Source organism: Streptomyces sp. OfavH-34-F (assembly GCF_022347745.1).
Lineage (GTDB): Bacteria > Actinomycetota > Actinomycetes > Streptomycetales > Streptomycetaceae > Streptomyces.
The window spans coordinates 1-8,779 of sequence record NZ_JAKRGC010000276.1 but is presented as its reverse complement, the minus strand read 5'-3'; the positions used below and the strand labels follow the sequence as shown (position 1 = coordinate 8,779).

The following is an 8,779-nucleotide window of genomic DNA, read 5'->3' as shown; positions in this document are numbered from 1 at the left end:
GCCGGGGGCCCGTCCCCGGTCAGGCGGCGAGCAGCGGGACCAGGCAGCGGCGGGCGAAGTCGCGGACCTGGGCGTCGTCGTCCAGTTCGAAGCAGCTGACCGGGTTGAGGAGGAAGGAGACGGTGATGCGCACCATGAGTTCGGCGACGGGGGTCGGGTCGGTCTCCGGTCCGCCCTCCAGGCGCCGGACCTCGCGCAGCCGGCCGGCCAGATAGCCCCGGATCGCGAGGAAGGCCGGGCCGCTCTCCACGGTCAGGAACGGCAGCATGGTCTCCGGTTCCAGGCGCAGCAGGCCCCCGATGAGCGGGTGTTCGCGGATGTGCCGGAGCACCGCGGCGAAGCCCTCGACCAGCCGGTCCTCGGGCGTCGGCAGCGCGGCGACCGCCTCGTCCACCTCCACCACGAACCGGCGGTACTCGCGCAGCAGGCACGCCGAGACCAGGCTGTCCTTGTTGCCGATCCGCCGGTACACGGTCACGCGCGAGACACCGGCGCGCCGGGCCACGTCGTCGACGGTCGAGCGGCGCAGCCCGAAGGTCATGAACTGCTCGCGCGCCGCGTCCAGGATCTGCTCGCCCAGCGCATCGGCGCCCGCCGGCGCCCCGCCGGGGGCCGTCCCCCCGCTGCCGCCTGCCGTCATGGGCCCTCCCCCGTCGCACCGGCTCGCCCCCCGGGAGGGGAGCCGGAACAGAGTGACACGCGACGTACCCGCGTATCCAGGGCGGGACCGGCCGGTCAGCCGAAGTCGTACACGGTCACCGACACCCCGCGGTCCGTCAGGCGGGCCGATATCAGGGGCTCGATCCGCGCCCAGGTGCCGCCCGCGAGGCCGCAGCCGATGCGGGGCATGTGGACCGAGGCGCCCAGCTCCCGGGCCCGGTCGGCGACGGCGGCGAGCCCGGTGTCGATGGCCTCGTAGCGCACGGGGACGCCCTTGCTGCCCCGGCGCATGCCGTGCTGGCCCACCAGGTTGGCCACGTGGACGAACGGGGAGACCTGGACGAACTGGACGGCGCCGAGGCCGAAGTCGTTGTGGGCGCGGTCGCGGTGCCAGGAGCGGTAGGCGGCCTCGGGCTCCGGCCAGCGGCGCGAGAGGGCGAGGACGAAGCCCTTGCCCCAGCCGCCGAGATCGTTGCAGACATGCACGATGATCTTGACGCCCTTGCCCTGCGGCGCGGTCGCGTCCCCCTGTACGTAACTGATCCCGGACATGGCTCCACGTTAGGCGGCGGCACTGACAGCCGCCGGTCAGGGCTTTCACATCAGTGGTGAGACAGCAATACTGTTGCACCGGGCGGGCGGGGGCGCCGGGGCCCGTTCGCAGCACCGGACACGAGGAGCGGACCATGGCGACCGAGGCCGAGGAGCCGAAGCTCACCGTCGACGAGCTGGCGGCCCGTGCCGGGGTGACCGTGCGCACGGTGCGGTTCTACAGCACGCGCGGGCTGCTGCCGCCGCCGGTGATCGGGCCGCGCCGGGTCGGGCACTACGGGCACGACCACCTCTCGCGGCTGGCGCTCATCGAGGAGCTCCAGCACCAGGGCATGACGCTCGCCGCGATCGAACGGTACCTGGAGCAGCTGCCGCCCGATCTGAGCGCCCACGATCTGGCCATCCACCGGGCCCTCGTGGCGTCCTGGGCGCCGGACTCGCCGGAGGACGCCTCACGGGCGGAGCTGGAGCGGCGGGCCGGGCGGCCGCTCGGCCAGGAGGACCTCGACCGGCTGGCCGCGCTGGGCGTGCTGGAGCGGTCCGCGCCCGAGGACGGGGTGTTCCGGCTCGATCCGGGGCTGCTGCGGCTGGGCGTGGAGCTGCTCGACGTGCCGATCGCGCACGAGACGATCCTCGCCGCCCGTACGGTCCTGATGGAGCACACCCGCGCGGCCGCGCAGGAGCTGACCCGGCTCTTCCGGGACGAGGTGTGGAGTCCGTACCGGGAGCGCGAGGCGGACCCGGAGCACGTGAAGGCGATGAAGTCGCTCTCCGCGCACATGCAGCCGCTGGTGCTCCAGGCGCTGGTGACGGCGTTCCAGCGGTCGCTCAAGGAGCAGCTGCGGGCCGCGTTCACGGCCGAGTGAGCCGCGGGGCCGGTGTGCCGTACCGCCGCCGGCGCGGGACGGCAGGGCACACCGGCCCGGGTGCTCAGTCGTGGAAGGTCTCGCCCTTCTCCGCCTTCTCCACCAGCAGCGCGGGCGGCAGGAAGCGGTCGCCGTAGCGTTCGGCGAGTTCCCGCGCGCGGGCCACGAAGCCGGGCAGGCCGCCCTCGTAGCCGTTGATGTACTGGAGGACGCCGCCGGTCCACGGCGGGAAGCCGATGCCCATGATGGAGCCGATGTTGGCGTCGGCCACGGTGATCAGGACGTCCTCCTCCAGGCAGCGGACGCTGTCCAGCGCCTCGGAGAAGAGCATGCGCTCCTGCATGTCCGTGAACGGGACATCGGCGTCCGGCTTCCCGAAGTGCTCGCGCAGGCCCGGCCACAGGCGGGTGCGCCTGCCGCTCTCGTCGTACTCGTAGAAGCCGGCGCCGCCGCTGCGGCCGGGGCGGCCGAACTCGTCGACCATGCGGTCGATCACCTCGTCGGCCGGGTGGCCGGGCCAGGTGCCGCCGGCCTCCTCGACGGCCCTGCGGGTCTCGTCGCGGATCTTGCGCGGCAGGGTGAGGGTCAGCTCGTCCATCAGGGAGAGCACCTTGGCCGGGTAGCCGGCCTGGGCGGCGGCCTGCTCGACGGAGGCGGGCTCGACGCCCTCGCCGACCATCGCGACGCCCTCGTTGATGAACTGGCCGATGACGCGCGAGGTGAAGAAGCCGCGTGAGTCGTTGACCACGATCGGCGTCTTCCTGATCCGGCGGACCAGGTCGAAGGCGCGGGCCAGGGCCGCGTCCCCGGTCTTCTCGCCCTTGATGATCTCCACCAGCGGCATCTTGTCGACCGGCGAGAAGAAGTGCAGCCCGATGAAGTCGGCGGGCCGCTCGACGCCCTCGGCCAGCACGGTGATGGGCAGGGTGGAGGTGTTGGAGCACAGCAGCGCGTCCGGCTCGACGACGTCCTGGATCTCCTGGAAGACCCGGTGCTTGAGCGCGGTGTCCTCGAAGACTGCCTCGATGACGGCGTCGCAGCCGGCGAGGTCGGCCGGGTCGGCGGTCGGGGTGATGCGGGCCAGCAGTTCGGCGCGCTTGGCCTCGGTCGTGCGGCCCCGCGCGAGCGCCTTGTCGAGCAGCTTCTCGCTGTACGCCTTGCCCTTGGCGGCGGCCTCGGCGGAGACGTCCTTGAGGACGACCTCGATGCCGGCCTTGGCGCAGGAGTAGGCGATGCCGGCGCCCATCATGCCGGCGCCGAGGACGGCGACCTTGCGGACCGGGCGCTCCTCGATGCCCTTGGGGCGGCTGGCGCCGGAGTTGACGGCCTGGAGGTCGAAGAAGAACGCCTGGATCATGTTCTTGGCGGTCTGGCCGGTGACCAGCTCGGTGAAGTACCGGGCCTCGATGGTCAGCGCGGTCTCGAAGTCGACCTGGGAGCCCTCGACGGCGGCGGCCAGGATGTTGCGCGGCGCGGGCATCGGGGCGCCGGCGATCTGCTTCTTGAGGTTGGACGGGAAGGCCGGCAGGTTCGCGGCGAACTTCGGGTGCGAGGGGGTGCCGCCCGGGATCTTGTAGCCCTTGACGTCCCACGGCTGCCGGGACTCGGGGTGGGCGTCGATGAAGGCGCGGGCCTTGTCGAGCATCTCCTCGGGCGTGGCCGCGACCTCGTGGACCAGGCCGTTCTCCAGGGCGCGCCGGGGGGTGTACTGGGTGCCCTGGAGGAGGACCTTCAGCAGGGCGTCGGCGATGCCCATGAGGCGTACGGTGCGGGTGACGCCGCCCCCCGCCGGGAGCAGGCCCAGGGTGACCTCGGGCAGGCCGATGCGGGAGCCGGGGGCGTCGAGGGCGATGCGGTGGTGGGCGGCGAGCGCGATCTCGTAGCCGCCGCCGAGCGCGGCCCCGTTGATGGCGGCGACGACGGGCTTGCCGAGGGTCTCGATGCGGCGCAGCGCGTTCTTGATGGCGGTGCCGGTGTCGAACGCGAGCTGTGCGTTCTCCGGACCGATCTTGATCATTTCCTTGAGGTCGCCGCCCGCGAAGAAGGTCTTCTTGGCGGAGGTGTAGATGATGCCCCGGATGGAGTCCTTCTCGGCCTCGGCGCGGTCGGCGACGGCCGCGATGGAGTCCTTGAACGCCTGGTTCATCGTGTTGGCGGACTGGTCGGGATCGTCCAGTACGAGGGTGACGACGCCGGTCTCGTCCTGTTCCCAGCGGATGGTCGTGCTCTCGGTCATGGGTGTGTCTTCTCCGTAGGAAGGGGGGACGGTCAGAGACGCTCGACGACGGTGGCGATGCCCATGCCGCCGCCCACGCACAGGGTGGCGAGGCCGTAGCGCTGGTCGCGGCGCTCCAGTTCGTCGATGAGGGTGCCGAGGATCATCGCGCCGGTGGCGCCCAGCGGGTGGCCGAGCGCGATGGCGCCGCCGTTGACGTTGACCTTGTCGAGCGAGAGCCCCATGTCGCGGACGAAGCGCAGGACGACCCCGGCGAACGCCTCGTTGATCTCGACCAGGTCGATGTCGTCGATGGTGAGTCCGGCCTTGGCCAGCGCCTTGCGGGTGGCGGGTGCCGGGCCGGTGAGCATGATGGTGGGCTCGGAGCCGGAGACGGCGGCCGAGACGATTCGGGCGCGCGGGGTGAGGCCGTAGCGCTCGCCGGTCTCCTTGTTGCCGATGGCCACGAGGGCGGCGCCGTCCACGATGCCGGAGGAGTTGCCCGCGTGGTGGACGTGGTCGATCTTCTCGACCCAGTGGTACTTCTGGAGCGCCACCGCGTCGAAGCCGCCCATCTCGCCGATGGTCGCGAAGGACGGCTTGAGCGCGGCGAGGGAGTCGGCGGTGGTGCCGGGCCGCATGTGCTCGTCGTGGTCGAGGACGACGAGGCCGTTGCGGTCCTTGACGGGGACGACGGACCGCGCGAAGCGGTTGTCCTTCCACGCCTCGGCGGCCCGCTCCTGGGAGAGCGCGGCGTACTCGTCCACGTCGCGGCGCGAGAAGCCCTCGATGGTGGCGATGAGGTCGGCGCCGATGCCCTGCGGGGCGAAGCCGGTCTCGTAGTTGGTCATCGGGTCCATGGCCCAGGCGCCGCCGTCCGAGCCCATCGGCACGCGGGACATCGACTCGACGCCGCCCGCCAGGACCAGGTCCTCCCAGCCCGAGCGGACCTTGGCGGCGGCCAGGTTGACGGCTTCCAGGCCGGAGGCACAGAAGCGGTTCTCCTGGACGCCGGCGACGGTGTCGGGCAGGCCGGCCGCGATGGCGGCGATCCGGGCGATGTCGGAGCCCTGGTCGCCGAGCGGGCTGACCACGCCGAGGACGATGTCGTCCACGGCGGCCGGGTCGAGGCTGGGGAAGCGGTCGCGGATCTCGTGGATGAGGCCGACGACGAGGTCGATGGGCTTGGTGCCGTGCAGGGCCCCGTTGGCCTTGCCGCGGCCGCGCGGGGTGCGGATCGCGTCGTAGACGAATGCTTCGGTACTCAAGACAGCTGCCTTTCGAGGGTGGTGGCGCGGCGGGTCCGGCGCGGGGTCCGGCTCGGAGGATCAGGCTCGGGGGGTTCCGGCTCGGAGGATCGGGCTCGGGGGTCAGGCGAGCAGCGAGCGGCCGATGATCTCCTTCATGATCTCGGTCGTGCCGCCGTAGATGGTCTGGATGCGGCCGTCGGTGAACGCCCTGGCCACCGGGTACTCCGCCATGTACCCGTAGCCGCCGTGCAGTTGCAGACAGCGGTCGGCGACGCGCTTCTGCAGTTCGGTCGCCCACCACTTGGCCATGGAGGCGTGTACGGCGTCGAGGGTGCCCTCGGAGTGGTCCACGATGCACCGGTCGAGGAAGGCGCGGGTGACGGCGCACTCGGTGGCCATCTCCGCGATCTCGAAGCGGATGTGCTGGAGCTTGGCGAGCGGGCGGCCGAACGCCTCGCGCTCCTTGACGTAGGCGGTGGTGATCTCCAGGAGGTGTTCGGCGGCGGCGATCCCGGCGACGGCGATACCCATGCGTTCCTGGGCGAGGTTGGTCATCAGGTGGATGAAGGCGCCGTCGCGCTCACCGAGCAGGTTCTCCTTGGGCACGCGCACGTCGTGGAAGAACAGTTCGGCGGTGTCCTGGGACTTCTGGCCGATCTTGTCGAGGTTGCGGCCCCGCTCGAAGCCCTCCGCGCCGCGTTCCACGACGATCAGCGAGAGGCCCTTGGCGCCGCCCTCCGGGGTGGTCTTCGCGACGACGACCACCAGGTCGGCCAGGATGCCGTTGGAGATGAACGTCTTGGAGCCGTTGAGCAGCCAGTGGTCGCCCTTGTCCTCGGCGGTGGTGCGGATGCCCTGGAGGTCGGAGCCGGCGCCGGGTTCGGTCATGGCGATGGCGGTGATGGTCTCGCCGCTGCAGAAGCCGGGCAGCCAGCGCCGCTTCTGCTCCTCGGTCGCCAGACCGGTGAGGTAGGGGCCGATGATGTCGTTGTGCAGGCCCAGCGCGAGGCCGGGGGTGCCGGCGCGGGTGAACTCCTCGGCGAGGACGGCGCTGTAGCGGAAGTCCGGGTTGCCGCCACCCCCGTACTCCTCGGGCACGGCGAGGCCCAGCAGGCCCTGGCGGCCGGCGGCGCGCCAGGCGTCGCGGGAGACGATGCCGTCCTTCTCCCACTGCTCGTAGTGCGGAAGGACCTCCTTGGCGAGGAAGGTGCGCACGGTCTCGCGGAACGCGTCGTGCTCGTCGGTGAAGATCTGCCGCTGCATCAGTCGGTGGTGTCCTTCCGGGTGGTCCGCAGGCCGGGCACGTCCCAGTCGGCGGCGACGGCTTCGGTGTCCGCGCCCGGCAGGGCGGGGCCGGTGCGCACGGAGGTGGGCGTGGCCGTGAAGCGGGGCGCGGGCGCGGGCTGGGTGAGTCCGCCGTGTTCGACGAAGGTGGCGCGGGCGGCCAGATGGGGGTGGTGCGGGGCCTCGCGGAGCGAGAGGACGGGGGCGACGCAGGCGTCCGTCCCCTCGAAGACGGCGGTCCACTCGGCCCGGGTCCGGCTGCGGAACCGGTCGGCGACCGCGGCGCGCAGCTCGTCCCAGCGGGCGAGGTCGCCCCGGTCCGGGGCGGTGTCCGGGAGGCCGAGGAGCGTGACGAACTCGTCGTAGAACCGCTGTTCCAGCGGGCCGACCGCCATGTACCGGCCGTCCGCGGTCTCGTAGGTGCCGTAGAACGGGCAGCCGCCGTCCAGCAGGTTGGCTCCGCGCCGGTCCTGCCAGCCGCCGGCCGCGAGCATGCCGTGGATCATCGTGGCGAGGTGGGCGGCGCCGTCGACGATCGCCGCGTCCACGACCTGTCCGGTGCCGCCGGGCGTCCGGGCGTGCTGGAGGGCGGCGAGGACGCCGACGACGAGGTAGAGCGAGCCGCCCGCGTAGTCGCCGAGCAGGTTGGCCGGGACGGTGGGCGGCTCGCCGGGGGCACCGATCATGGAGAGGGTGCCGGTGGGCGCGATGTACGCGATGTCGTGTCCGGCGCGCGGGGCGAGCGGCCCGTCCTGGCCCCAGCCGGTCATCCGCCCGTAGACGAGCTTCGGGTTGCGGGCCAGGCAGACCTCGGGTCCGACGCCGAGGCGTTCGGCGACGCCCGGCCGGTAGCCCTCGACGAGGATGTCGGCGCGCTCGGCGAGGTCGAGGACGGTGGCCGGGCCGGCGGGGTCCTTGAGGTCGACGAGCACGGAGCGCTTGTTGCGGTTGGTGAGGTCGCGGGCCGGGTCGATGCCGAGTCCGGCGCCGCCGGGGCGGTCGACCCGCACCACGTCGGCGCCCAGGTCGGCCAGCAGCATCGCGGCGAACGGACCGGGTCCGATGCCGGCCAGCTCCACCACCCGGGTTCCGTGGAGGGGACCGCGCGGACCGTTCCCTGTTGCTGTCATCGGGCCCCCAGTGGTGTGACACAACTGATGTAACATCGATGATGCTAAGAACGTGCCGCGCTCCGCACAACCCCCTGGGCAGAGCAAGCGCTTAGTTCTTTCCCGGACTCATGGATACTCCCCCATGACCCCTCCCGGCCACGGTTCGCCACGGCGGCCGCGCTACTCTCTGCTCCGCCCCATCCGGTGCCACCCGTGCGGAGGCTTTCGTGAACAGGCAGAACGGGGCGGACCGCCCCTACGACCTCATCCTTTTCGGCGCCACCGGCTTCGTGGGCGCGCTCACCGCCGCCTACCTCGCCCGGCACGCCCCCGACGGCTGCCGCTGGGCCCTCGCCGGGCGCGACCGCGCCAAGCTGGCGCACCTGCGCGCCCGACTGACCGCCCTCGATCCGCGCTGCGCGGACCTGCCGCTGCTGGAGGCGGACGTCTCCGACGCCGGTTCGCTGCGTGCGCTGGCCGAGTCCGCGCACGTGGTGGCCACGACCGTCGGCCCCTACGTCTGGTACGGCGAGGGCCTGGTCGCCGCCTGCGCCGAGGCGGGCACCGACTACGCGGACCTCACCGGCGAGCCGGAGTTCGTGGACCGGATGTACGTGGAGTACGACGCGCGGGCCCGCGAGACCGGCGCCCGGCTCGTGCACGCCTGCGGCTTCGACTCCGTACCGCACGACCTGGGCGCCTACTTCACGGTCGGGCGGCTCCCGGCCGGCGTGCCGCTGCGCGTCGACGGCTTCGTCCGCAGCGACGCCGTCTTCTCCGGCGGTACGTTCGCCTCGGCGCTCACCGCGATGGGCCGGGGCCGGCAGACGGCCCGCGCCG

General features: G+C 72.4%; 8 protein-coding genes. 2 read left to right on the top strand and 6 right to left on the bottom strand.

Features of this window, described 5'->3' with window-relative positions:
- Window positions 1-19: 19 nt before the first annotated feature.
- Together MHW47_RS28030 and MHW47_RS28025 are read right to left on the bottom strand one after the other, a co-directional pair.
- On the bottom strand, window positions 20-640 hold the full coding sequence (locus MHW47_RS28030) for a TetR/AcrR family transcriptional regulator (protein ID WP_239226553.1): 621 nt from the start codon (window positions 638-640) through the stop codon (window positions 20-22).
- A 95-nt stretch (window positions 641-735) separates the two neighbouring features.
- Window positions 736-1,212 carry a macro domain-containing protein gene (locus MHW47_RS28025; RefSeq protein WP_239226552.1) on the bottom strand — a complete coding sequence of 159 codons (477 nt, stop codon included), beginning with the start codon at window positions 1,210-1,212 and terminating at the stop codon, window positions 736-738.
- A 134-nt stretch (window positions 1,213-1,346) separates the two neighbouring features.
- On the opposite strand from MHW47_RS28025, the gene MHW47_RS28020 reads away from it, so the two are divergent.
- Window positions 1,347-2,078, top strand: a complete 732-nt coding sequence (locus MHW47_RS28020; RefSeq protein WP_239226551.1) for a MerR family transcriptional regulator — start codon at window positions 1,347-1,349, stop codon at window positions 2,076-2,078.
- 64 nt (window positions 2,079-2,142) lie between these two features.
- On the opposite strand, the gene MHW47_RS28015 is transcribed toward MHW47_RS28020, so the two are convergent.
- The 4 genes from MHW47_RS28015 to MHW47_RS28000 all read right to left on the bottom strand — a co-directional run bounded on the left by MHW47_RS28015 (window position 2,143) and on the right by MHW47_RS28000 (window position 7,957).
- Window positions 2,143-4,314, bottom strand: a complete 2,172-nt coding sequence (locus tag MHW47_RS28015) for a 3-hydroxyacyl-CoA dehydrogenase NAD-binding domain-containing protein (RefSeq protein WP_239226550.1) — start codon at window positions 4,312-4,314, stop codon at window positions 2,143-2,145.
- Between the two features lie 32 nt (window positions 4,315-4,346).
- A complete protein-coding gene (locus MHW47_RS28010; RefSeq protein WP_239226549.1) occupies window positions 4,347-5,561 on the bottom strand; it encodes an acetyl-CoA C-acetyltransferase in 1,215 nt (404 codons plus the stop codon).
- A gap of 102 nt (window positions 5,562-5,663) precedes the next feature.
- Window positions 5,664-6,806: an acyl-CoA dehydrogenase family protein gene (locus MHW47_RS28005; protein ID WP_239226548.1), complete on the bottom strand. Its 1,143-nt coding sequence runs from the start codon at window positions 6,804-6,806 to the stop codon at window positions 5,664-5,666.
- Window positions 6,806-7,957 carry a CaiB/BaiF CoA-transferase family protein gene (locus MHW47_RS28000; protein WP_239226547.1) on the bottom strand — a complete coding sequence of 384 codons (1,152 nt, stop codon included), beginning with the start codon at window positions 7,955-7,957 and terminating at the stop codon, window positions 6,806-6,808. The genes MHW47_RS28005 and MHW47_RS28000 overlap by 1 nt, the downstream gene beginning before the upstream one ends.
- A 209-nt stretch (window positions 7,958-8,166) precedes the next feature.
- Here MHW47_RS28000 and MHW47_RS27995 point away from each other — a divergent pair.
- Window positions 8,167-8,779 (top strand): trans-acting enoyl reductase family protein (locus tag MHW47_RS27995; RefSeq protein ID WP_239226546.1); only part of this gene is annotated, 613 nt, incomplete at its 3' end.